Source organism: Collinsella aerofaciens, assembly GCF_032584215.1.
In the GTDB taxonomy this organism is placed as follows: domain Bacteria; phylum Actinomycetota; class Coriobacteriia; order Coriobacteriales; family Coriobacteriaceae; genus Collinsella.
In genome coordinates this window covers 21,107-44,586 of sequence record NZ_JAWHPN010000009.1, presented here as the reverse complement: position 1 = coordinate 44,586, position 23,480 = coordinate 21,107, and the positions used below count along the sequence as shown (strand labels likewise).

18 protein-coding genes are annotated in these 23,480 nt (G+C 60.8%); 6 read left to right on the top strand and 12 right to left on the bottom strand.

Annotation, left to right across the window (positions count from 1 at the left end; genetic code table 11):
- Positions 1-20: 20 nt before the first annotated feature.
- Together RX395_RS04085 and RX395_RS04080 are read left to right on the top strand one after the other, a co-directional pair.
- Complete coding sequence (locus RX395_RS04085) at positions 21-1,028, top strand: DUF5692 family protein (RefSeq protein WP_118205874.1); 1,008 nt, start codon at positions 21-23, stop codon at positions 1,026-1,028.
- Between the two features lie 236 nt (positions 1,029-1,264).
- A complete protein-coding gene (locus tag RX395_RS04080) occupies positions 1,265-2,761 on the top strand; it encodes a hypothetical protein (protein WP_316365659.1) in 1,497 nt (498 codons plus the stop codon).
- Between the two features lie 73 nt (positions 2,762-2,834).
- On the opposite strand, the gene RX395_RS04075 is transcribed toward RX395_RS04080, so the two are convergent.
- From RX395_RS04075 to clpB, 3 genes are all read right to left on the bottom strand, one after another.
- Entirely contained in the window at positions 2,835-4,187 is a 1,353-nt protein-coding gene (locus tag RX395_RS04075; protein ID WP_316365657.1) for an ATP-binding protein, read from the bottom strand.
- 321 nt (positions 4,188-4,508) lie between these two features.
- On the bottom strand, positions 4,509-4,709 hold the full coding sequence (locus RX395_RS04070; protein ID WP_117746527.1) for a hypothetical protein: 201 nt from the start codon (positions 4,707-4,709) through the stop codon (positions 4,509-4,511).
- A 125-nt stretch (positions 4,710-4,834) separates the two neighbouring features.
- A complete protein-coding gene (gene clpB, locus RX395_RS04065; protein ID WP_316365656.1) occupies positions 4,835-7,462 on the bottom strand; it encodes an ATP-dependent chaperone ClpB in 2,628 nt (875 codons plus the stop codon).
- Between the two features lie 887 nt (positions 7,463-8,349).
- On the opposite strand from clpB, the gene RX395_RS04060 reads away from it, so the two are divergent.
- Positions 8,350-8,997, top strand: coding sequence for a hypothetical protein (locus RX395_RS04060; RefSeq protein WP_260699699.1), 648 nt, complete (start codon positions 8,350-8,352; stop codon positions 8,995-8,997).
- 168 nt (positions 8,998-9,165) lie between these two features.
- Here RX395_RS04060 and RX395_RS04055 read toward each other — a convergent pair whose 3' ends face one another.
- The 5 genes from RX395_RS04055 to dnaK all read right to left on the bottom strand — a co-directional run bounded on the left by RX395_RS04055 (position 9,166) and on the right by dnaK (position 16,212).
- A complete protein-coding gene (locus RX395_RS04055; protein ID WP_316365652.1) occupies positions 9,166-11,466 on the bottom strand; it encodes a hydratase in 2,301 nt (766 codons plus the stop codon).
- A gap of 445 nt (positions 11,467-11,911) precedes the next feature.
- Positions 11,912-12,328, bottom strand: coding sequence for a heat shock protein transcriptional repressor HspR (locus RX395_RS04050; protein ID WP_006235210.1), 417 nt, complete (start codon positions 12,326-12,328; stop codon positions 11,912-11,914).
- 72 nt (positions 12,329-12,400) lie between these two features.
- Positions 12,401-13,366, bottom strand: coding sequence for a DnaJ C-terminal domain-containing protein (locus RX395_RS04045; protein ID WP_316365649.1), 966 nt, complete (start codon positions 13,364-13,366; stop codon positions 12,401-12,403).
- A 108-nt stretch (positions 13,367-13,474) separates the two neighbouring features.
- Positions 13,475-14,317, bottom strand: coding sequence for a nucleotide exchange factor GrpE (locus RX395_RS04040; RefSeq protein ID WP_118267368.1), 843 nt, complete (start codon positions 14,315-14,317; stop codon positions 13,475-13,477).
- 2 nt (positions 14,318-14,319) lie between these two features.
- On the bottom strand, positions 14,320-16,212 hold the full coding sequence (dnaK, locus tag RX395_RS04035) for a molecular chaperone DnaK (RefSeq protein ID WP_006235214.1): 1,893 nt from the start codon (positions 16,210-16,212) through the stop codon (positions 14,320-14,322).
- A 593-nt stretch (positions 16,213-16,805) separates the two neighbouring features.
- Here dnaK and RX395_RS04030 point away from each other — a divergent pair.
- On the top strand, positions 16,806-17,057 hold the full coding sequence (locus RX395_RS04030; protein WP_158564522.1) for an indolepyruvate ferredoxin oxidoreductase subunit alpha: 252 nt from the start codon (positions 16,806-16,808) through the stop codon (positions 17,055-17,057).
- 200 nt (positions 17,058-17,257) lie between these two features.
- Here RX395_RS04030 and RX395_RS04025 read toward each other — a convergent pair whose 3' ends face one another.
- Genes RX395_RS04025 through nadA form a run of 4 tightly spaced genes read right to left on the bottom strand, consistent with a single transcriptional unit; the run spans position 17,258 to position 21,125 of the window.
- Positions 17,258-17,803: a transcription repressor NadR gene (locus RX395_RS04025; RefSeq protein WP_316365645.1), complete on the bottom strand. Its 546-nt coding sequence runs from the start codon at positions 17,801-17,803 to the stop codon at positions 17,258-17,260.
- On the bottom strand, positions 17,803-18,663 hold the full coding sequence (gene nadC, locus RX395_RS04020; protein WP_117793939.1) for a carboxylating nicotinate-nucleotide diphosphorylase: 861 nt from the start codon (positions 18,661-18,663) through the stop codon (positions 17,803-17,805). The genes RX395_RS04025 and nadC overlap by 1 nt, the downstream gene beginning before the upstream one ends.
- Positions 18,664-18,666: 3 nt before the next feature.
- The gene (locus RX395_RS04015; protein ID WP_316365642.1) at positions 18,667-20,043 is read right to left on the bottom strand and encodes an L-aspartate oxidase; all 1,377 of its coding nucleotides are present in this window, start codon (positions 20,041-20,043) and stop codon (positions 18,667-18,669) included.
- Positions 20,044-20,099: 56 nt separating this feature from the next.
- A complete protein-coding gene (nadA, locus tag RX395_RS04010; RefSeq protein ID WP_316365640.1) occupies positions 20,100-21,125 on the bottom strand; it encodes a quinolinate synthase NadA in 1,026 nt (341 codons plus the stop codon).
- A gap of 292 nt (positions 21,126-21,417) precedes the next feature.
- Between nadA and RX395_RS04005 the strand changes: the two genes are divergently transcribed.
- Both RX395_RS04005 and RX395_RS04000 read left to right on the top strand, forming a co-directional pair.
- On the top strand, positions 21,418-22,140 hold the full coding sequence (locus RX395_RS04005; protein WP_316365637.1) for a LytR/AlgR family response regulator transcription factor: 723 nt from the start codon (positions 21,418-21,420) through the stop codon (positions 22,138-22,140).
- Positions 22,140-23,417, top strand: coding sequence for a GHKL domain-containing protein (locus RX395_RS04000; protein ID WP_316365635.1), 1,278 nt, complete (start codon positions 22,140-22,142; stop codon positions 23,415-23,417). The genes RX395_RS04005 and RX395_RS04000 overlap by 1 nt, the downstream gene beginning before the upstream one ends.
- The last annotated feature ends 63 nt before the right edge of the window (positions 23,418-23,480 follow it).

The window sequence follows — 23,480 nt, the reverse complement described above, 5'->3', positions numbered from 1 at the left end:
GCGTGTGAAAGGAGAGCAGCATGCTGTTCGATGTTTGGGGTAGCGATACCCTTATCCACTGGGCCGGCTGGGCCATGGTCTTTATCGGCCTGATCGTGCTCAACGAGGTCGGCCGCCGCACCAAGCTCGGCGCGGCAATCATCTTTGGCGTGGCTCCGCTGGCCATGACCATCTACTGCGTCGCCATCGCCGTGGGCGTTTCGCAGGGTGCCGAGTGGGCGCTCACCAACCCCACCCATGTGTACCAGAACAGCTGGTTCCACTACGCCAAGGTATACGCGGCGCTCGCCGGTTGCTGGGGCTTCATTGCCATTAAGTACCAGTGGGGAAAGATCGGCAAGGCGCATTGGTTCCGCGCATGGCCGTTTGTGATCGTCGCCATCAACATCATGATCGCCGTCGTGTCCGACTTCGAGAGCGCCTATCACTTCTTTGTCCTGGGCGAGTCCACCTGGGTCACCTCCGAAGGTGCCACGCAGCTGGCCGGCTGGAACAACGTGTTCAACGGCATCGCCGGTATCATCAACATCTTCTGCATGACCGGTTGGTGGAGCGTCTACGCCTCCGAGGATCAGACCGACATGCTGTGGCCCGATATGACCTGGGTCTACATCATCGCCTACGATATCTGGAACTTCTGCTACACCTACAACTGCCTGCCCACCCACTCCTGGTTCTGCGGCTTTGCACTGCTGCTGGCGCCCACCGTCGCCGCCTTTATCTGGAACAAGGGCGGCTGGATCCAGAACCGCGCCTTTACGCTGGCCATTTGGTGCATGTTTGCCCAGGTGTTCCCCTACTTCCAGGAGGAGTCCATCTTTGTGACCCACTCCACGCTCGACCCCGGCGCCGCCACCGCGGTCTCGATTGCCGCGCTGGTCGCCAACGTCGCCGCGATCATCTACATCGCCTACCGCGCCAAGAAGCTCGGCCGCAATCCCTACAAGCAGGATGTCTTTGAGGGCACCAGCGATTGGGAGAAGGCCACCGCTCGTCGCGCCAAGGTCGATTACGCTCACGCCGAGTAACATGTTGGTCGCTGTTGGCGCCTGGGCATAGGCCCGCCCGCCAGGTTTTTCATCCAATGCCTCGCAGAGCCCCCGGAAAGCGTTTCGCTCGCTTTTCGGGGGCTTTTGTCGTTGCGTCTCTATTCATCTATTCAAAAACATGCGCATATATAAAATCGGATTTCAAATCATGAGGCGGCTCTATAGGGTCCTGTTTTTGGGTACAGTGTTGTCCCGATATTGAGCTTGGGGGATATATGAAAGATGAGACGACGGGCCAAGAGGACGCGGTCCAAGATGCAGAAGCGTGTGCCGAGGCCCTGGAGAGCCTAGACCGGATTTCGCTTGACGATGTTGCGTTTGACGATTCGAGCGTTGATGTGCAGGATGAGCCGGAAATCGAGGCGCAGCCCGATGATCAGGATACAGGCGACGTTGAGCCTGCCGAGGATGAGGCAGATCACGAAGACACCGAAAGCGAGGCCGACGACCAGCCCGGATCCGACACGAGCGAGGAAACCATCTTGCTCGACAACTTGCCGGCCGAAGATTCGCTGACCCGCGAGCTCCCTGGCTTAGGCTCTGCGCCTGCCGTGGACGAGACCATCGCCATGGGCGATATTCCCCTGCCGTCCGTTCCCTCGGCACGCGAGGCCGAGGTCCGCCATCGCAAGATGTCGCCCAAGCGCCGCAATCTGATGGTCGCCGGTGTCGTGGCCGTCGCGCTCGTCGCCGGCGGTGCAGGCTATGCTGCCTGGAACGGATATCAGCAAGAGCAGGCTGCCGCTGTCGCCGCCAATGCCCACACGATGATGTCGGTGCAGATTGGCGTGCATGCCGCGGGCCTCGACTGTTCCACTGGCTCCAAGATTCCCGTACAGGTGAGCGGTCAGGATTCTGACGGCTCCTCCGTGAGCGAAACGCTCTATGTTGACGAGCACGGCCGCGGCATCAAACTGCTGCCCGGCGATTACACGCTCTCCATCGCTGCCTCCCCCATCGCGGCCGACGGCACCATCTATACCGTCCCGACCACCAAGACGCAGGTCACCGTTAAGAGCGATGGACAGGATCTAAGTGCCCAGGCTACCTTTAAGTTCAAGGTGCCTTCGGCCGACACGGTGACTGACGACCAGATCGATGCCGCCGCCAAGTATGCCGAGGAGGGCGGTGCGAGCTCCGCCGCGGCTGCCAAAGTGCTCCAGCAGGCAGCAACCGCGCGGCGCGACGCCGCCGTCAATGCCGTGAGCGCGCAAAAGGCACAGGCGTCCCGTGATGCTGACGCTCGCCACAAGGCAACCGACCTCTACCAGCTCGATATTCCCGTCGAGTGGTACGGCAAGGTCGCAACTTGGCAAAACGGAAGCACGCTATGCATCTATCTGGGCGACGACGCCAATACGCCGCTCGTGACGCTCGTCGCGGTGCGCGAGGGCGAGAGCTTTACGCCCGATGAAGGCGATACGGTTTTGGGTGCGGCCAATCTAGGCAACGGTTATACCGTCTACGCCAGCGGCCCCGTCTATCCGTACGTGGTGCCCCAGACTATCAACGGGCGCACCCAGGATCCAGTGTCGACCTACCCCATGGACACGGCCATTGAGCTTGTTGAGCTGACGACCGGCAACCGCTATACGTATAGCCAGATCAAGAACGACCTGGTGGGTAAAGACGGCAAGGCCGATGGTGCCACTAAGCTCGAAACCGACTACCTCGCGCAGATCCTGCTGCCGAGTATCAAAGCCCAGGACTAGCCTGGCGCAGCAAGGTGCTCCCCAACCGTGATGAAGGAGCCAGGAGGTCCTGACCCCACAGGCCCATAGATGATTAGGCAAGGAGCCACTTCCATGCGGGCATAACGTGTATCACACCGTGCTCGCATGGAATATCGGTCTGTTCATCCATGGTAACGATTGCCGACTCGCCAAGATCAAACTGGGCCATCGAGGCATCAAGCGCGGCGATTTCGCGCTCGCGCGTTTTCTCACTTGCCATATCCGCACTCACCTGAATCAGGCTATAAGCCCGCATGAGAAGCGCATCCCCAGCCACAAAGTCCACCTCATGGCTTTTGCTCTTCTCTTTGATTAGCAGGCGGCAGACCGAGCCGGTCCTCACCGCGGGAGTCCTTCTTCTTAGCGCATTGAACACTGCGGTCTCGAGCCTCTGGCCCTGGTCCAATGCCGATGCGGGAGAGAATGCTCCAAACATCGCAGGGTCGACAGCGTAGACCTTAGACGCAGACCGCATGTTATTTGCCAGTGAACGCGTGAACTCCGGCACAGAAAATAACAGGTAGGCGTCCTCATAATACTCAAGTAAGTCGCTGAGCGAATTACGACTGACGGGTATCTGTCTGCTCTTGAACTCGTTGTACACTTTGTTCACTGACAGCTCTCGTCCCGAAGATGCCATACACCGCGTCAAGAACAGTGATGCCAGGCGAGGGTTCTTGACGTCGTAACGTTCAACGACGTCCATGGCGACCGTTCGCGAAGCATATTCCTGTAGCAGCTGAATCGCGTCTGCAGGCGTCTGCTCAAGTGTCGCGATGAATCCCCCTCGTTCAAGATACCCGATCAGATGATGTCGAAGCAGCGCTGCATCGCTCGGGGAAAAGGTCGCATCTGACTCGAGAACGCTCCCCGTCTTATATCGAACGTATTCCGAAAAACTCAACGGAAAAAGCTCTCGCACAAGAGAACGACCCCTGAACTCGCTCTTAAGTTCTGAGGACAGCATCTTAGAAGAAGATCCCGTCACATAGACGGTCGCTTTCTCCGTATCGACTACACGCCGCAGAAACGCACCCCATTCGGGAATTTCCTGGATCTCGTCAAAGAAAATGTAAGCGCCCTCGGTTCGAGCAACAGGATACAGCGCATAGAACGTGTCGAGCACGTCCGCCAGCAGCGATGGCTCATACGGGCGCAAGCGCTCATCCTCAAAATTGAAGTAAAGCATCCGGTCAAGCTCGACGCCCCGGTTCTGAAGCCGCCACATCTCCTGATACAGGCGATACGTCTTTCCACAACGGCGGGCCCCCACAATCACATTTACGATGTTGTCGCGCTTTGGCTCCTGTGGGTTTCCTAGATCAAGGTCTCGCTCAAAGACCTGCGGAACCCCCTGCTGTTCAAAGTCCTTTATTTTCTGGGCGATCAAGTCGTTGAATGCCATTATTCTCCAATCTTGCTCTCTAGCTAATCAAAATTATAGTGATTCTTGATTAATTAGAGAGCAAGATTATATCTGACTTGATTAACACTTAAGCAAGTTTTTTCACTATTACTGCTCGAAGGATGCCGAGTGGCTGAGAGGACAACCAAGCTCGAATGCGACTCCCTGGACAGTCGATTTGGGACGGGACTTTTTTGACTACCCTCCCCCTGTAGAAAAATCCCTAACGCAGTTGCGGTGAAATAGGGGCTGTTTTTGCTGGTCAAACCGCAAAACAATCCCTATTTCACCGCAACTTATTGGTGGCCTTTTGGGTGGCACTCAGCGCCACGGATCGGCTTCGAACATCGGCTCGCGCTCGGGGCGTCGGTCGCTGTAGGGATCGTAGCCGTCATCGTCCTCGTTCTCGGCACGGATGTAGGGGTCGCGCGGCTTGGGTGCCGGTTTCGGCGCGGGCTTTGGTGCGGCGGACGCTATCTCAGCCGCCGGTGCGTTCGTCTTGTTCTCGTCTTTCATCTGCATAGCTCCTTGCATCGCATCCGCTCAACATCATCGATTGTCGCACGAAAAAGGGCGGCGGACCCGATTGGATCCACCGCCCTTGGCGTTTAGAGACGACTGGCAGATTTTAAGGCATTGCCCAAAATCTACTCGGCGTCGGGAACCTCGTAGGTGGCCGCCGGCGTGTTATCGCACACGACGGTAAAGCCGCCGTCCTTGTCGACATCGACCGTCACCTGATCGCCCTCGCGCACCGTGCCGTCGATGATGGCCGCTGCGATGGCATCGACAACCTCACGCTGCACCAGACGCTTGAGCGGACGGGCACCAAAGACCGGGTCCAAGCCGCCCACGGCGAGCAGCTGCTTGGCCGCCGGGGTGATGGCAAGCGTCATGCGTTCCTTGGCCAGACGCGCGCGGACGTCGGCGAGCTGAATGTCGACGATCTTCTCGATCTGCGCCATGCCAAGCGGATGGAACACCACGATATCATCGATACGGTTGAGGAACTCGGGGCGGAAGGTCTGAGCCATGGCCGCGTCGACCTGATGGCGCATCTCCTCCTCGTCCTTGCCGGAAAGCTCAGCGATAGCCTTGGAGCCCACGTTAGACGTCATGATGATGATCGTGTTCTTGAAGGACACCTGGCGACCCTGACCGTCGGTCAGACGGCCGTCGTCAAGCACCTGCAGCAGCACGTTGAAGACATCCGGGTGAGCCTTCTCCATCTCGTCGAGCAAGATCACGGAATACGGACGACGGCGCACGGCCTCGGTGAGCTGGCCGCCCTCGTCGTATCCCACGTATCCCGGGGGCGCACCGATCAGACGCTGGACGCTGAACTTCTCCATGTACTCGGACATGTCGATACGCACGAGTGCGCGCTCGTCATCGAACAGGCACTCGGCTAGAGCCTTGGCGAGCTCGGTCTTACCCACGCCGGTGGGGCCCAGGAAGAAGAAGCTGCCAATGGGCTTGTCCGGATCGGAGAGGCCCGCACGGCTGCGGCGCACAGCTGCGGCGACGGCGGAGACGGCCTCGTCCTGGCCGATGACGCGCTTATGCAGCTCACCTTCCAAGCCCTTCAACTTGTCGAGCTCGCCCTGCATCATCTTGGACACGGGCACGCCGGTCCAGGCACTCACGACCTCGGCGATCTCATCGGAGGTCACCTGTTCGTTGAGGCCCTCGCCGTCCTGCTGCTTTTGTGCCTCGAGCGCAGCCTCGGAATCCTGAATCTGTTGCTGCAGACCCGGGATCACGGAATAGCGCAGCTCGGACGCACGGCCCAGGTCGCCGTTACGCGTCGCGCGCTCCTCTTCGCTCTTGGCCTCGTCAAGCTGGCTCTTAAGCTCCTGCACGTGGTCAATGGCGTTCTTCTGGTTGAGCCAGCCGGCCTTTTGCACGTTGAGTTTTTCCTGGACCTCGGCAATCTCCTGGCGCAGGGCCTCCAGACGCTCCTTGGAGGCGTCATCGGTCTCTTTCATGAGCGCCTGTTCCTCGATCTGCAGCTGAGTGAGCTGACGCGTGGTGGCGTCGATCTCGACCGGCATGCTGTCGAGTTCCATGCGCAGGCGGCTTGCCGCCTCATCGACCAAATCGATGGCCTTGTCGGGCAGGAAGCGGTCGGCGATGTAGCGATCGGAGAGGTCGGCAGCTGCCACGAGCGCGCTATCGGTGATATGCACACCGTGGAAGATCTCGTATTTCTCCTTGAGGCCACGCAGGATCGAGATGGTGTCCTCGACGGTAGGCTCGCTCACCATCACGGTCTGGAAACGACGCGCGAGCGCCGCATCCTTTTCGATGTACTTGCGGTATTCGTCGAGCGTGGTCGCGCCGATCGCGTGCAAGTCGCCACGGGCAAGCGCCGGCTTGAGAATGTTGCCGGCGTCCATGGAGCCCTCGGTGGCACCCGCGCCCACGATGGTGTGGAGCTCATCGATGAACAGGATGACCTTGCCCTCGGACTTTTGCACTTCCTTGAGCACGGCCTTCAAGCGGTCCTCGAACTCGCCGCGGTATTTGGCGCCGGCGACCAGCGCGCTCATGTCGAGCTCGATAAGGTCGCGGTCGCGCAGGGTGCTCGGCACGTCGCCGGCCACGATACGCTGGGCGATGCCCTCGACGATGGCCGTCTTGCCGACGCCCGGCTCACCGATGAGCACGGGGTTGTTCTTGGTGCGACGGGACAGGACCTGGATGGTGCGGCGAATCTCATCGGTACGGCCGATGACCGGGTCGAGCTTGCCGGCGCGGGCCAGATCGCAGATGTTGCGACCGTACTGCTCCAGTGCCTCAAACTGAGTCTTGTCCTCGGCAGACGTCACGCGGTCATCGCCACGCAGCTCCTCGTAGACTTGCTCGATGCGCTCCTTGGTGACGCCGGCGTCGCGCAGTACGCGGCCCGCCTCGCCCTTGTCCTCGGCAAGCGCCATCAGCAGATGCTCAGTCACCACAAAGCTGTCGCCCATCTTGGTGGCCTTCTTCTCGGCCTTTTCGATGACGCGGACGAGCTCGTTGGACAGGCCCATCTGCTGGCCCTCGCCCGAAACCTTGGGCACGTGGTCGATGGCATCCTGTGTGGAGCGTGCGAGCTGAGCCGGGTCGGCACCGATGCGCTCGATGATCACGGAGATATTGCGCTCGCCGGCACCGAGCAGGGCAGACAGCAGATGAATCGGCTCCACCGCGCCGGCCTGCGCATCGGCAGCCGTGCTCATGGCGGTCTGCAGCGCCTCGCGCGACGTCATTGCCAGCTTATCGATTCTCATGGAATCACCTCTCTTGGGGTGGCCGCCCTACGGGGCGGCTTCACGTTGTTCGAGAAGTATTGTTGCCAGCTTTGCGCGATCTTATACACAAATCTAAGTCTCTATATATAAGATTTTCTGAGTGATTGAAAGATAGGGGTAAAGATGTCGGCCCGCCGCCGCACAGGTGCGCTACCGTCTAAATCTGTAACATCTATCGACCGTTTCTGGCTCCAGATGTTACAAATCGAGACGAATTGTTCAGCGGCACCCGTTTGTCTCAATCTGTAACATCTACTCGGCAAATAGAGCTCTATCTGTTACAAATCGAGACGAACAGAAGACACCCGAATCGAAAATCTAAATCTGTAACACCAGGCCCACTTTTAGCGGCCAAGGTGTTACAGATTAAGACAAATCGAGCCGCCACAAAGGCGCCTGTCCCCTTTGTGGCGGTTTTCGACAAAAAGAAGCCGCCCCGATAACAGAGGCGGCATCAAGCAAGTCCATTTCTTAGCGTCCCTCAAGATCCAACGAAAACGCAGCGATGGAATCGAGAACCGACAATAGCCCGTTCGCACAGATAGAGGCAGAGATTCAAGGTCAGAGTCCGGCTTAAACGGCTTAGCTATCGCACGTCACATTGTTCTCGTCGTCCCCCTATCATATTTATAGTGCTTATAGTGAAAATAGTGAGTTTAGTGAGAAGAGTATCGCTCAAAACTCGTGGACTCAATTATTGACCTCACGCCCAGAATGAGTGGGGCAAATATTTCTATTAGAGGTCAAATCGAAGCCCAATAGGGCCTTTTCACCCCGTCATTTCGATCGATCGCTTTCTTTTGAATATTGTCGTAAGCTGGTATCACTTATCTTAATGAATGCATACTGTTTGCGAGGTACCCGCCGTGAAACGCTCCACCTATATCGGCCTGCTCGTCTTAGCGTTTGCAATTACCGCAGTCGGCGTGGGCATTATCTATCTCGCATTTCTCCCCGCCTCGGCAACGCAGGCGGCGGTTGAAACCGTAAGCTACCCCATCGAAATCCTCACCGATATCATCAAACCCGATTCAATCACCGTCGATTTCGACGGTACGCCCGCAGCGCTTGGGGTCAGTAACTATCCCCGAATCGAACTTGGAGCCACGCGCTATACCCAAGATGAGCAGCTTATCGGCAAGGCAACCAGTTTACTCAAAGGCAAGACGTTTAAGCGATGGTACGGCGCCGCAATATATCGAGCCAAGAATGGCCAAATGGTTGGCGGGTATTATTCGACCCTTGAGCTCGATGCGGCAAACGGGAGCAGATTGTGCAACGTCTCATACGACCCCGGTTACGTGGACAATGAAGGACCGGGGGTCTATATCTCGGATGGCGACGTAATCTACGTCATGGAGGGCGACCAGACGGCAGTCGTCGATTTTATGGATCGGTGTACCGAAGATGCCTACGAACAAACTTGCGAGCCCGATCCGCAGACAGCGCGCAACAGTGGCTCGTCACGCACTTGGCTATTTGACGATGAAATAACCTGGACCCCATCGAAATAAGGTCCCGCCGGGCAGGCAACTTTGTGGTGGTCCCGGTCAATTATTAGCGCCCCTCAAGACCCAACGAGAACGTCGCGGTAGCCCCGGCCACACCTTTCCCTCGGGCGACCCTCGCGAAGCGCGTGAGCACGAGGGAAAGGTGTGGCCCCGGGCGGACAATTAAGTGCGTTACTCGGCAGCTGCCTTGAACTTGTTGTAGTTGATCAGGCAGCCAGCCTTGACGATGGCACGCTCCTCTGCCGTCATATCGGCAATGTAGAGCTCAATCTGCTCGACCGCACCATCGGCGCGCACCACGTAGGCGGCGATGCCCTTCAGGTCGCCATCGAGCGCGGCGCGGATACCCGGCACAAAGACGTAGTCGCCCACCTCAAAGCTGGGCTCGGCCTCCATCTGGAAGGGCACCATGCCCCAGTTCATCACGTTGGAGCGATAGCGCTTGGTGGCGTACTCGTGGACGATGTTGGCCAGGCCGCCAATTACGCGCTGGCAGCTCGCGGCCTGCTCGCGGGCAGAACCGTCACCGGGCTTCTTGGCATAGAGCATGGAGCCGTACTCAGTCGCCTTGGCATCGGCCGCGACACCCGCGCCGGTCAGCGCCTCAAACACGCTGGCAAGCTCGGCATCGAGTGCCACCAGGTCGCCCGCTGCCTCGCCGGCAACGCGGCGCTTTTCCACCGCGTCGACCTCCTTGGAGCGGCGCACGTAGGCAGGGTCGCGACGGCTGAGCGTAAACTCGGCCAGACCCAGCGGGTTGGAGCGGAAGGAGCTCGTCTCGCCCGAGGGAATGAGCTCGTCGGTCGTAGTGACCGGGTCCATGATCTTGGAGCACACCTTGAGCAGGATGTCGTCGCCGAGAGGCTCCATCGCGGGCCACGGCTTGATGTTGGGGCCCTCGACCAGCTCGTCGGCCGGCTCAGCCTTGCCAAAGCCCCAGTACACGCGCTTCTTGTACGGCGCGTCGTCAAAGGTATACTCGCAGGCCTCGTCCCAGGTCTCCTCGGGCAGGTCGGTCGCTGGCGTCAGGACGCCGCCGTTGGCAGCCGTCGCCGCAATGGAGCGGGCGTCCATCAGGGCCACCGCGCTCAGCTGGCCATTGCCCGGCTTGGAGCCCTCGCGGTTGGGGAAGTTGCGCGTGGTGTGGCGGATGGACAGGCCGTTGTTGGCGGGTGTGTCGCCGGCGCCGAAGCACGGGCCGCAGAATGCCGTGCGCACGATCGCGCCGGCCTCCATAAGGTCGTAGATATAGCCGCGGCGTGTAAGCTCGAGTGCCACGGGCTGGCTCGTGGGGTAGACCGACAGCGAGAACTCGCCGCAGCCGGTGTTGGCGCCCTTGAGCACGCGGGCGGCCTGGACCACGGAGTCGTAGTTGCCGCCCGAGCAGCCGGCGATAACGCCCTGCTGCACGTGCAGCTTGCCGTCGACGATCTTGTCGAGCAGACTAAAGTGCGTCTTGCCCTCGCCGATCTTGGCGGCCTCGAGCTCCACCTCGTGCAGGATGTCCTCGAGGTTCTCGTTGAGCTCGTCGATCTCAAAGCCGTTGGAAGGATGGAACGGCAGCGCGATCATGGGCTTGATGCTCGACAGGTCGACCTCGACGCAGCCGTCGTAGTAGGCGACATCGGCGGGCTTGAGCTCGCGGTAGTCGTCGCCGCGGCCGTGCATGGTCAAAAACGCGTGCGTGTCCTCGTCGGTGGCCCAGATGCTCGACAGGCAGGTGGTCTCGGTGGTCATGACATCGACGCCGTTGCGGTAGTCGGTCGTCATGCTCGCGATGCCGGGGCCCACAAACTCCATGACCTTGTTCTTGACGTAGCCCTTGGCAAAGACGGCGCGGATGATGGCGAGCGCCACGTCGTGCGGGCCGACGCCGGGGCGCGGGGCGCCCGTGAGGTAGATGGCGACAACGCCGGGATAGGCGACGTCGTAGGTGTCACGCAGCAGCTGCTTGGCCAACTCGCCGCCGCCCTCACCCACGGCCATGGTGCCCAAGGCGCCGTAGCGGGTGTGCGAGTCGGAGCCCAAAATCATCTTGCCGCAGCCGGCGAAGTTCTCGCGCATAAAGGAATGGATGACCGCGATATGGGGCGGAACGAAGATGCCGCCGTACTTTTTGGCAGCCGAGAGACCGAAGACGTGGTCGTCCTCGTTGATAGTGCCGCCCACGGCGCACAGCGAGTTGTGGCAGTTGGTGAGCACGTAGGGCAGTGGGAACTGCTCCATGCCCGAGGCGCGCGCCGTCTGGATGATGCCGACAAAGGTGATGTCGTGGCTCGCCATGGCATCGAAACGAATCTTGAGCGCCTCGGGGTCGCCGGACGTGTTGTGTGCCTGAAGGATCGAATACGCGATGGTGCCGCGCTTGGCATCCTCGGGCGTCTGCGTAATACCGCGCTCGGCAACCTCGGCCGCAGGCACAACCTCGCTGCCACCGCGCAGGTAGATGCCGTCCTCGTACAGCTTAACCATACTGTCTCCCACTCTGCCCGAAAGGCTCGGGCGCATAGCATACATTCGTTCAATATCGTGCCATAGAACGGTTGCGAGTGGGTTACGAATCTGCACGTTCACTTTATCTCAGTAAAGTAAAGGACGAGCACCTTGCATCACTCTTCTGACAAGGAGTGTCCCAAAGTGCCGGCACAAAAGGAACGTCCCCAACTGCCAAGTGCCGCAAGAATGTCCCCTTTGACCAGTCATTTAAGAACGTCCCCAATGACTACCCTACCGTATCCGGAGCAAGGCAACGCCGCAGGTAGAGGACGGACAGCGAGCGACGTCCAGGGCGAACAAGTTGGCATGAAAAAGGCAAGGCATAGACCTTCTGGTCATGCCTTGCCTTTTGAATGACAAATTGTCGCCCTGGACGTCGCGCAGCGTCGAGCCGTTACGCCGTTCGGCAGAACGGCGTAACCTAGAGATCCCCGCCTGCGCCCAAAAGCTTGCGCATGACTTGCTCGGGGTTGACTGAGCCGTCGCGCGGGGCTAAGGCAGTGATCTTCTTCTGCATCTTGTACTCGTGCAGCTCGTCCTCGAGCTGGCGCACGCGAGCACGGAGCTTTTCGTTTTCGCGCTCACGCTCCTCGGCACGCTCCTTCATATCGAGGATGCGCACCACGCCGGCAAGGTTGATACCCTCGTCGGTCAGCTGGTTGATGAGCTCCAGGCGCTCGATATCGGCACGCGAATACAGACGCGTGTTGCCGCCCGAGCGCTGGGGGTTCACCAGGCCCTTGGACTCGTAGACGCGCAGAGTCTGCGGATGCATGCCGGTCAGCTCGGCCGCCACGCTGATCATGTACAGCGGTTTGTTCCTATTGTCCTCGGCCATGCTACCTGACCCCTTTCCGTCTCGTTATCGTCCATCATAAGCCCGCGGGCGTGGGCGTGCGCCGCGACCGCCCTAGTACGTCGCCTTGTAACGATTGACCTTCTCGCGGTAGTCGCGCGTGTCGGCCTCGCGCAGCTTGGTCATGGCATCGCGCTCGTCAATGGATAGGTTCGTGGGAACCTGTACCTTGATCTCGACGAGTAGCGCGCCTGTGCGGCCACGGTGCTTAACGTCGGGCGCACCCATCTCCTTAAAGCGGAACTTCTTGCCCGTCTGGGTGCCCGCAGGCACTTTCAAACGGACCGTCGCCCCGCCGGGCGTGGGCACGTCCACCGTGCAGCCGAGCGCCGCCTCGTAGACCGAGATCGGTACCTCCATGGTCACGTCGGCGCCTTTGCGCTTAAACAGCGGGTGCTCCTCCACGTGCGTGGTCACGACCAGGTCGCCGCGCTCGCCGCCGGCAACGCCGTACTCGCCGCGACGCTTGTAGCGCAGCTTGCCGCCGTCGACCGCGCCCGCAGGCACCGAGACCGTAATGGTCTGCTGCTCGCCCGTCGAGGGAATGCGATAGGTGACCTTGTGCGTTACGCCGCGAAACGCGTCCTCGGCCGTCACATCAACGGTCAGCGACAGGTCGCCGCCCTTGCGAGCGCGGCTGCGGCCAGCGCCGGCACCGGCAGCGCCCGCAGCCCCGGCAAAGCCCGAGCCCCAATCGCTGCCCCAGGCGCCGTTGCCGCTAAAGATGCTGTCGAAGATATCGCCCCAGCCGCTGGCGCCCGCGCCGGCACCGTAGCCGCCGCCATACGCGCCGCCCGCGCCCGGCATACCGCCAAACATGAGCATCTGGTCGTACTCTTTGCGCTTCTTCTCGTCCGAAAGCGTCTCGTAGGCCTCGCTGATCTCCTTGAACTTGGCCTCGTCGCCGCCGGCATCGGGGTGATATTTTTGCGCGAGCTTGCGAAACGCGCTCTTGATCTCTTTGTCGGAGGCGCTCTTGGATACGCCCAGGATGTCATAGAAGGTTTTGCCTGCAGCCATCGTAGCTCCTCTCCTGTTACGTCCGCCGCCCATGCAGACGACGGCTCATGCTGTCATATGGCACTAGGCCAGAAAGGGCCCCGGGTGTTGCCCCGGGGCCCTTCTCAATTACTCCTCGGTGCTCTCGGCCGTATCGGCCGTAGCATCCTCGGGCGCCGCTTCGGGCTCCGGTGCGGGGCGCTTCTCGCCACCGTAGGTCACCGTCACCATCGCGGAACGCAGAATGCGGTCCGCCATGCGGTAGCCCTTCTGGTACACGTCGTTGACGGTCTCGTCGTACTGCGATGCGTCCTCGACGCGGCCCACAGCCTGATGCTCGAGCGGATCGAACGCCTCGCCCTTGGGGTCGATGGGCTCAACGCCCTCGTGCGCAAACACATCGAGCAGCTTGGCATGAACCGCATCGACGCCGTCGACGAACTGCTTAAAGTCGTCGGAAAGCTCTTGACTGCGGGCATGGTCGATCGCGCGCTCGATATCGTCGATCACCGGCAACAGCGCGGTGACAAGCTTCTCGGTCGCGCGCTCGCGCTCGGCAATGCGCTCGTTGGCGGTGCGGCGACGGAAGTTCTCCCAGTCGGCCTGCAGACGGGCGGTGCGCTCGGTGGCGTCCTTTGCCTTGTCCTCGGCGGCCTTCTGAGCCTCTGCCGCAGCATCGAGCTCATTGCGCACGTCGGCAAGCTCTTTCTGAGCCTGCTCGAACTTGAGCTTAAAGTCGTTGTCGGCGGCTTCTTCACCGGCGCGGATAGCGGCTTCCACCATCTCGTCCTCGGTCATCGTCGCCTCCTTGTTGGAATCCTCTACCTGGTTCTCGGCAGCCTCGGCGGCCTCGGCCTCGTTGGCCTCGGTATCGTCTGCGGCCTCTACGGGAATCTTCACGTCCTTCTCCTCAGAGTCAACGGGGGCGGCGCCAGCGGCGGCCGCCTCCGTGCGAGCTTTACGGGCGGACATGATTATTTGTCCTCGTCGTCCACAACCTCGTAGTCGGCGTCGACGACGTCATCGTCGGCAGGCTGGGCGCCGGCGGCACCGTCGGTCTGCTGCTGAGCGTCGGCGTAGACAACCTGGGCCAGCTCGTAGGCCACGGACTGCAGGGACTCGCCGGCGGCCTTGATGGCCTCGACGTCAGAGCCCTCGAGCGCCTTCTTGGCGTCGGCGATAGCGGCCTCGGCCTTGGACTTCACGTCGGCGGAAACCTTGTCGCCCAGCTCGTTGAGGGTCTGCTCGGTGGAGTAGCACAGGCTGTCGGTCTGGTTGCGGACCTCGACCTCTTCCTTCTGCTTCTTGTCCTCCTCGGCATGAGCCTCGGCGTCCTTGACCATACGATCGACTTCGTCGTCGGACAGAGCGGTGGAACCGGAAATGGTGATCTGCTGCTCCTTGCCGGTGCCCTTGTCCTTAGCGGAGACCTTGACGATGCCGTTGGCGTCGATGTCGAAGGTGACCTCGATCTGCGGCACGCCGCGGCGGGCAGCCGGGATACCGGTCAGCTGGAACTTACCGAGCGACTTGTTGTCGCGGGCAAGCTCGCGCTCGCCCTGGAGCACGTTGATCTCGACGCTGGTCTGGTTGTCGGCAGCGGTGGAGTAGACCTCGGTCTTGGAGGTCGGGATCGTGGTGTTGCGGTCGATCATCTTGGTCATGATGCCGCCCATGGTCTCGACGCCCAGCGACAGCGGGGTAACGTCGAGCAGCAGGATGCCCTCGACATCGCCGGTGAGCACGCCGCCCTGGACGGCAGCGCCGTCGGCAACGACCTCGTCGGGGTTCACGGACATGTTGGGCTGCTTGCCGGTCATGGTCTTGACGAGCTCCTGGACGGCGGGCATACGGGTGGAGCCGCCGACGAGGATGACCTCGGTCAGATCGGAGAGCTTAAGCTTGGCGTCGCGCAGGGCGTTGGTGACAGGCTGCTTGCAGCGCTCGAGCAGGTCGCGGGTGATCTTCTCGAACTCGGCGCGGGTCAGCGTGTAGTTGAGGTGCAGCGGGCCGGACTGGTTCATGGTAATGAACGGCAGGTTGATGGTGGTCTGCTGGGCGGCAGAGAGCTCCTTCTTGGCGTTCTCGGCGGCCTCCTTCAGACGCTGCAGGGCCATGGGGTCCTGACGCAGATCGACACCGTTCTCCTGCTGGAACTTATCGGCCATCCAATCGATGACGCGCTGATCCCAGTCGTCGCCGCCCAGGTGGTTGTCGCCCGAGGTGGACAGAACCTCAAACACGCCGTCGGCGAGGTCGAGGATGGAGACGTCGAAGGTGCCGCCGCCCAGGTCGAAGACCAGGATGCGCTGGTCGGTGCCCTGCTTGTCCAGGCCATAGGCAAGAGCAGCAGCGGTCGGCTCGTTGACGATACGCTTGACGTTGAGGCCGGCGATCTTACCGGCGTCCTTGGTGGCCTGACGCTGGGCGTCGTTGAAGTAGGCCGGGACGGTGATGACGGCGTCGGTGACGGTCTCGCCCAGATACTTCTCGGCGTCGGCCTTCATCTTCGCGAGCGTCATGGCGCTCACCTGCTCGGCTGTGTAATCCTTGCCCTCAATGTCGACGACGGCACGGCCACCCTGGCCCTCCTTGACCTCGTACGGCACGGTCTTGATCTCGGAGGTGCACTCGGAGTACTTGCGGCCCATGAAGCGCTTGATGGAGAACACGGTGTTCTTGGGGTTGGTGACAGCCTGGTTCTTAGCGGCCTTACCCACGACGCGGTCGCCGTCGGCACGGAAGCCCACGACGGACGGGGTGGTGCGGTCGCCCTCGGCGTTCACGATAATGGTCGGAGAACCGCCCTCGAGAACGGCCATAGCGGAGTTAGTAGTACCAAGGTCGATACCAAGAATCTTGCCCATTAGAAATTCCCTCTCTCTTGTGCGTTTGCACCGACTCGGCGGTCTGCCGAGTCGGTGTTTCAGCTTGTCTTTCAGGATGTAGTGTATCCCCTTATGGGCCGGAATATACAAAATCTAAGTCAATTCATATAAGATTTCTTATTGCCGAGAGTTTAGGTTCGCAAATACGCAGGTAGACGCACTGTTTGAGTTCTCGGCAAATCTATCGAGATCTATGTAGAGATGGCTGAGGTTTGCGTCCGGGGGTGCCTGGGGGCCGTCTTGCGGAAAGCTCATCCCGGTTTGAGCGTGGATTCCGGGTCGCAGTTTCCGTCTGAAGGCTCAACCGGAAACCGTATCCCGTTTTGAGAGCTGATACCGGCTCGCATTTTCCGCTAGCGGGCCTAACCGGAAACTGCAACCCATTTTTCGACAAAATAATGGGATGCGGTTTCCGCAAGCACGCTCAATCGCCCTATATTTCAAGTCACCTTTAGCTAACATTTACGCAGCTCAACGGCCCCACCTGCGCGTTTTTTAGTAAACCTTGGCATACTCGGCGAACGGTATGAAGATGCCGGCCAGAGGGTATTGCAAACGGTCGCTCCCGTGGTATGTTTTTGCCCGAATCAAACCGGCGCGCATCGCCTGTAGCGTCGGTCAACAGAGAGGAAACTACCATGGCTCATCCCGTAATTGATGCCGACGAGTGCATCGCTTGTGGCGTTTGCGTCGACTCCTGCCCCGCTGGCGTTCTGGAGCTCCAGGACGTCGCTACCGTCGCTGACGAGGACTCCTGCGTCGCCTGTGGCGCTTGCCAGGACGCTTGCCCCGCTGGCGCGATCACCGAGATCGTCGAGGAGTAACAACTCCCCACTTGCACACTCAAAAGTACACCGTGCACAAAAAAGGAGGCTTCCGCATCGCCGCGGAGGCCTCCTTTTGCATGTGTGGGCAGCTAATTTGGAGCGGGACCCTTGGCAGTTGCGGTGGAATAGTTCCTGTTTTATGTCTTGGATGCCGATTTTAGGAACTATTTCACCGCAACTTATAGATGCGGCGTCGACTAGGACAAATCGTCTTCGTAGGGCATCAGGTCTGCTAGGTAGCCTTTTTCCTTGAGCATCGCCTCGATCTCGTCGAGGGTCTGTTCGTCCTCCGCCGCAATGCGATGGAAGTGATAGCCACTCGTCACCGTAAGCAGCGGAAAGCTCTTGCCGCTCTCGATATCGCGCAGATAGCGCTCGACATCGCGACGATTGCGGATGTCCAGGTCGGCCGTGATCTTGCCGTACACACGATGGTTGACGATCACGTTGAGCACGGCGCCACCCGCGTCGACGATACTCGTAAGCTCGTCGCCCGCCTGCTCCACACTGTGGCGCACCTTAACAAGACGCGTGGGCACGGCGGGGCTGCTGGGGGCCTCCTGCAGCACGTAGCCGCGATTGGTCGCCACGATATCGTGCCCGTCGGCGCGCAGCAGAGCGATGTCTTGCACGACAATCTGGCGGCTCACACCCACCTCGCGGGCAAGCGCGCTGCCCGATACGGGTCCCTTGGCTCCCTCGAGCACGGCCATGATGGCACGGCGACGCTCACGGGCGTCCATTATTTACCGTCCAGCAGGCGCAGGTGCTTAAGCGAGAGGTCGAGAATCGGCGCAGAGTGCGTCAACGCCCCCGAGCTAATAAAGTCAACGCCCAGATCAGCCAGGGCGCGGATATTGCTGGCGTCCACGTTGCCCGAGCACTCGGTCTTGGCACGGCCGGCGATAAGCTCGATGGCGGCGGCCATGTCGTCGTGGGTCATGTTGTCGAACATGATGATGTCGGCGCCGGCCTCCACGGCCTCGCGCACCATGTCCAGATTCTCGCACTCGATCTCGACCGTCGTGGTAAACGATGCATGGGCGCGCGCCATCTCGATCGCGCGCGTCACGCCACCGGCGGCATCGATGTGGTTGTCCTTGAGCATGACGGCCGTCGACAGGTTGTAACGGTGGTTGCTGCCGCCGCCAATCTCAACCGCCGCCTTCTCAAACACGCGCATGCCCGGTGTGGTCTTGCGCGTGTCGACGAGCACGGTCTTGGTTCCCTCGAGCGCCGCGGCCATGCTGTGCGTATAGGTAGCGATGCCGCTCATGCGCTGCAGGTAGTTGAGCGCCACGCGCTCGCCCGAAAGCAGCACACGCGCATCGCCGCGCACCTGACCCACGTGGTCGCCGGCATGCACCTCGTCGCCATCGGCAACGTCGAGCAGCACCGAGCTCTGCGAATCCAGCAGCTCAAAGGTGCGGGCAAACACATCCAAGCCGGCGATAATGCCGTCGGCCTTGGCGATAAGCTCCACCGTGGCGGGGCGCGCCGTGGGACACACGCTCGCCGTGCTCACGTCCTCAAACGTAATGTCCTCGCGCAGAGCCTGCAGAATCAGATCATCGACGACGAGCTTCATGGTAATGGGATTCATGGTCTACTCCTCCACGGCCTGCGTGCCGGCGGCACGGGCCAAATCATCGATTGCCAGAGGGTCGGCGCCCAGGGCGCGATGACGGCCATCGAGCGCGGGATCGCCCGCCTGCTCCACTGCGAGCGACTCGCCGGTGCGCATGTACCACGCGGCGCGACGACCCCAGACCAGCGCCTCGAGCAGGCTGTTGGAAGCCAGGCGATTCTTGCCGTGAACGCCGTTGCAGGCCGTCTCGCCCGCGGCGTAGAGCTCGGGCATCGAGGTGCGGCCGTCCTTGTCGACCCACACGCCGCCCATAAAGTAGTGCTGCGTCGGCGTAACGGGAATGGGCTCGTCCAAGATGTCGCGGCCGTCCTCCAGGCAGCGCGCGCGAATGTTGGCAAAGTGCCCGGTCACCACGTCGCGCTCGACGGGGGCAAAGCTCAGCCACTCGTGCTCGGTACCGTCCTGCTTCATCTGCTCGCGAATAGCGGCGGCGACCACATCGCGCGGCTGAAGCTCGTCGGTAAAGCGCTCGCCGGCGGCGTTGAGCAAAATCGCGCCCTCGCCGCGGCAACTCTCGCTGATCAGGAAGGTGCGACCCGGCTGCGGCGAGAACAGTCCCGTGGGGTGAATCTGCACGTAGTCCAGATGCTCCATCTTAATGCCATGCTCCTGAGCGATGTAGCAGGCATCGCCCGTGAGCTGCGGGTAGTTGGTCGAATGGTCGTATACGCCGCCGATGCCGCCCGTTGCCCACAGCGTGTGGCGGGCATGGATCTTAAACGGCTCGCCGGCATGCGCGCCCTCGGCGGCATTTACCAGCTCGTCGGCGGGACGAACCGAGTTGTTCTCGTCCACGGGAACGGCGACGATACCGGTGCACACCGTGGCGCCGTCACGCTCGCCCGTCAGGATGTCGGTCATGGCCACGTGCTCCAAAATCTGCACGTTGTCCAGCTTGCGGACAGCCTGAAGCAGCTTGGTCGTAATCTCCTTGCCGGTGATATCGGCATGGAAGGCAATGCGCGGACGGCTGTGTGCGCCCTCGCGGGTAAAGTCGAGGCCGCCGTCGGCCTTGCGCTCAAAGTCCACGCCCATCGCCAGCAGGTCGTTGATGACCGAGCGGCTCGAGCGAATCATGATGTCGACGCTCTCGCGGCGGTTCTCGTAGTGGCCGGCGTGCATGGTGTCCTCAAAGAAGGCATCATAGTCCGAGCCCTCGGGCAGCACGCAGATGCCGCCCTGCGCGAGCATCGAATCGCACTCATCGACCGCGCCCTTGGAGAGCATGATCACGCGCGTGCTCGTCGGCAGATTGAGGGCCGCGTACAGACCCGCCACGCCGCAGCCGGCAATGACGACGTCGCACTCCATATCGGGGTATTGCTTGGTTTCCACAGGAATCCTCTCCCTTGTAATGTGGCATAAGGGACCGTCCCTCATGCAACATTGTTCTAGCGTGCTGCGTACTCGAGCATACGGTCGAGCGTGAGCTTGGCCTGGTCGGCTGCCTCGTCCGAGACGCCGATCTGCACCTCGCCCTCACCCGTCTCCAGGCAGCGCACGAGCTTCTCGAGCGTGATGAGATCCATGTTGACGCAGGTGGGCTGCACCGCGGGGAAGTAGAACTTCTTGCCGGTGCCCTGGCAGCGGCGCTCGAGCTCGTAGAGCACGCCGCGGACCGTCACGATAATGAACTCGCTCGCGTCGGACTCCTCGGCATACTTGATGATGCCAGCGGTGGAGCCGATGTAGTCGGCCTCGGCCAGAACGTCGGCCTTGCACTCAGGATGCGCCAGCACGAGCGCGTCGGGGTGGGCCTCCGTCGCGTCGACGATCTGCTCGACGGTGATGATGTGATGGCGTGGGCAGTAGCCGTTGTTGAGGATGACGTGCTTTTGCGGCACCTGCTCGGCTACGAAGCGTCCCAGGTTTTGGTCGGGAATGAACAGGATATGCTGCTGCGGCAGCTCGGACACGATCTTAACGGCGTTGGAACTGGTGACGCACACGTCGCTCCAGCTCTTGATCTCGACCGTGGAGTTGACGTAGCACACCACGGCCAGGTCGTCGCCGTACTCGGCGCGCGCCGCGTCGACCGTCTCGCGCTTGACCATGTGAGCCATGGGGCAGTCCGCGCCCGGCTCGGGCAGCAGCACGGTCTTAGTGGGATTGAGCAGCTTGGCGCTCTCGCCCATAAACTCCACGCCGCACAGCACGATGGTCCGCTGTGGCAGGCTCTTGGCGAGCTTGGCCAGGTAGAAGCTATCGCCGACGTAATCAGCCACAGCCTGCACCTCGGGCGCCACGTAATAGTGCGCTAGGATCACCGCGTCACGTTGGGTTTTTAGTTGCTGAATGGCCTCGACGAGCTCTGCGGGCACCAGTGCCGCGCGCTCCGTTGCCGTCGTTGCCGATGCTAGGCCGGCCGCGATATCGCGTGCAAGCTCCGACGCATCCATGTTCGCGCTCTGTGCCATCAAGGCCCCTCTCTTTTGGCGAATCTTGGGGCTTTAGTATGACACCTAGGTTTACAGCTGACAAGACAGCTGTAAACCTAGGTGTAAAGTTGAAATAAAGATTCAATCATGTGGCAGGTCCATTTTCGAACTGGCAAGCTGAGGATAGCCGAGCTCTCGATAGCGCAGGAGGCATCTTTCGCCACCGCAATACCGCTTGGCGCGAGTTGCACGCCGTGGGGCGCAAACGGTCCGCACCCCCACAAGCGGTCCGCACCCAATGTGGCAAAATCGAACTACTTAAGGGGGCCGAATGCTCAAGATTATTGCCTGCGACGATGACGTCGCTTTTCTAGATAGACTGCACCGAATGATCGATCGTTGGTCGACCGAGACGGGCACGGCGGTCGATGTTGCGCTCGTCACGCGCGGCGAGGACCTACTGGCCCGCCATGCCGCATCGCGCGCCGACATCATTCTGCTCGACATGATCATGCCGCTCGTCAACGGCATGGACACCGCACGCGAATTGCGCCAGGCCGATACCGCCGTGCGCCTGGTGTTCCTCACCTCGTCGCCCGAGTTTGCGCTGGAGTCCTACGAGGTCCGCGCCTTCGACTATCTGCTCAAGCCCGTGACTTACGAACGCCTGGCGCAGTTACTTAACGAGCTTTCGAGCATGCGCCCGGCGGCAACCGACGAGCTCGTGATCAAAACTTCCTTTAGCTACCACGCCCTGCGCCTGTCCGACATCGAATATGCCGAGGCGCGCAACAAGCACGTGGTCTTCCACCTGCGCGACGGACGCGATATCGAGGCACTCGAATCGTTCCGCAGCGTCGAGGACCGTTTGGCGCAAAACGCGGTCTTCTTTAAATGCCACCGCAGCTACCAGGTCAACCTGCGCAATATCGATCACTTTGACCGCACGGACATCGTCATGCGCTCGGGCGCTTGCATCCCGCTTTCGCGCAGCTGCAAGCAGGGATTCCAAGACGCCTACTTTGCGGTGCGCTTTGAGGGTGGGAGACACTGATGGTCTCCTCGGCCGAAATGGTCCTTTGGGCAATCCACCACGCCACGACGCTGCTCTTTGGCGTCTTTGCCTCGGCGGCACTGTGCGGTGTCGAGATCAACCGGCGTCATGCGCTTGAACTGGTGTTGGTCGGTGCCGTAACCGGATGCGCATTTGGCCTCGCCAATGCCGTCGGCGGCGAGCTTTTTGCCCGCCAGGTATATCCGCTCGTCGTGCATCTGCCGCTCGTCATCTATTTGTGCGCGCGCTACCGCCTGAGCCCGCTGCTTGCCGTGCTCGGCATTACGAGTGCCTATCTGAGCTGCCAGTTCAGCAATTGGATGGGCATCGCCGCATTTGCCGCAACCGATTCTCAGATCGCGTACTATCTGGCGCGCATCGCGACCACACTCGCCGTCTTTGCCGTCCTGCTGCGTTGGGCCGGCGACATCGGTCCGCGCTTGGCGATTAAAAGCACCACCGAGCTGGGCATCCTTTTAATCCTGCCGCTCGTCTATTACGTCTTTGACTATGCCACCAACGTCTACACCACGCTGTTCCACTCGGGCTCGGTGGTGACGGTTGAGTTTTTGGCCTTTGCACTCTGCGCGTTCTACCTTATGTTCCTCGCCGTCTACCTGCGTGAATACGAAGAAAAGGAAACCGCCGAGCGAGAGCGCTGGATGCTCGAAACCCGCGACAGCGCCGCCATCAAAGAGCTCGAGGCTTGGCGTCAATCTGGGCGCGAGCTGTCGATTCTGCGCCACGATATGCGTCACTTCCTACGCGGCCTGGCCGCTTTAATTGAGGAGGGCCACACCGACGAGGCGCTCGATCGCATCGACGAACTCTGCGAAGCCGGCGACCGCACCGCCGTACGCCGCTTCTGCGCCAACGAGACCGTAAACATCGCGCTTTCGTCATTTAACTCGGATATCAATAGAAACGGCATTACCGCCAACCTGCGCGCCGCCGTACCCGAAACCATCCACGTAGGTGACGCCGACCTGTTTAGCGTGCTCTCAAATGCCTTGGAAAACGCTATCACCGCCGCAAGCGCCGCACCCCAAGGAAAGCGATTCGTCGACTTTGACCTGCGATTAGAGGACGCCCAGCTGCTGCTGTTAGTTTCCAACACGTTTGACCGCGCGCCGCGCATGGTCGACGGCATGCCCGTAACCCGGCATGCGGGCCACGGCTTTGGCACCAGGAGCATCAAGCTTGCCGTGGAGCGCATGAACGGCAACTGCCAGTTCCGCATTAACGGCGATCGGTTTGAGCTGCGCGCTGTGATGTAGAAGTGCGGCGCCGATCTCGCGGCGTGTCTTGCCCGCCAGGCAATCGCTCACCGGCGCCAATCT